Source organism: Thiolapillus sp., from assembly GCF_048562965.1.
Classification (GTDB): domain Bacteria; phylum Pseudomonadota; class Gammaproteobacteria; order Chromatiales; family Chromatiaceae; genus Thiolapillus; species Thiolapillus brandeum_A.
On the sequence record NZ_JBHNMF010000994.1, the window covers coordinates 1 to 1,031 of the forward strand.

At 48.3% G+C, this 1,031-nt stretch carries 2 protein-coding genes; both read right to left on the reverse strand.

Annotated features, from left to right (window positions below; genetic code table 11):
• Positions 1–89: 89 nt before the first annotated feature.
• Positions 90–281, reverse strand: coding sequence for a hypothetical protein (locus ACOCD2_RS21745; RefSeq protein WP_293650545.1), 192 nt, complete (start codon positions 279–281; stop codon positions 90–92).
• 10 nt (positions 282–291) lie between these two features.
• Positions 292–861, reverse strand: a complete 570-nt coding sequence (locus ACOCD2_RS21750; protein WP_293650544.1) for a translation initiation factor 2 — start codon at positions 859–861, stop codon at positions 292–294.
• Positions 862–1,031: the final 170 nt, after the last annotated feature.

Here is a 1,031-nt window from a genome sequence, read left to right on the forward strand (position 1 = left end):
TAACCTATTGTTTTTCAAGCGAAAGAAACAAAATAAACAAGAATATTACCAAGTACTAATTTATCCGCCATATTAGTCGGCTCTAATATTCATTGCTCCAAAAAATTGGGAAACTTCAGATAGACATTTACCGCGGCGATAACTATCAGCAGTGCTGAAATGATGAGGATGATGATCTTGTTGACATAAAAATGATGATGCCGCTCATCGAGGTGCAACTGGGTTTCCCAGCTAAGGCGTCCCACCATATCGATAAACATGCGTTTTTCTTTCTGCGGCATGAGCGGCCCCTCAGGGGATGGGGAACATTTTATTGATGCTGCGTGCGGGCTTAGCCATGTGCTGCATATCCGATGCCATGAGCTGCACCTGGTCGTCCATGCGGCTGATGGAAACGGACATGCCGTCCACAGACTGGCGCACGTTGGTGACTCTGCCGGCCATGCTGGCGATGGTTTTCCTCATCGTGGTCATACTGCTGGTGATGTCCGAGATTTCGTTCTTCATGCTGGTCGTCTGTTCGTCCATGAGCTGCAGCAGTGCCACACGCTTGGCCATGGAGTCGATGTACTGGCTCATGTGGTCCATACGAACGGTGACGGATGAAAAATTGGTATTCGTGTCCAGCACGACGTCGGAGATGCGGTTGATCTGGGAGGAAAGCGTAAGCAGCAGCACCAGTATGGAGATGGCAATGAGCGCCAGTACGACCATGCCGATGCGAATTGCGTGTTTGAGGTCATTGGCAAGCTTGGCGGAAATGTCGATCTGGCTGAGCATCATGGCTTCGAAAGACCGGCTAGCCCTGAGCAGCTGTTCATCAGAGATCTTGTCTGGCTTCGCTTCGTTTTTTGTGCTCATATTGATCCTGAGGTGAATGCCATTTTTTTATTAACCCAAGTTAATACTATACCTAGGGAAGCTCTGATTGAATCGACCAAACAGGGTAAAATATACCCACCTCCCAGAACATAAGTACAGAGCCAAATGAAGCAACAAAGTTTCGCGTCATTGACTTACGCCGCCAAGAA

Coding starts and splice junctions, on each gene's coding strand:
- ACOCD2_RS21745 (WP_293650545.1), bottom strand. CDS start 281: ATGCCGCAGAAAGAAAAACGCATGTTTATCGATATGGTGGGACGCCTT.
- ACOCD2_RS21750 (WP_293650544.1), bottom strand. CDS start 861: ATGAGCACAAAAAACGAAGCGAAGCCAGACAAGATCTCTGATGAACAG.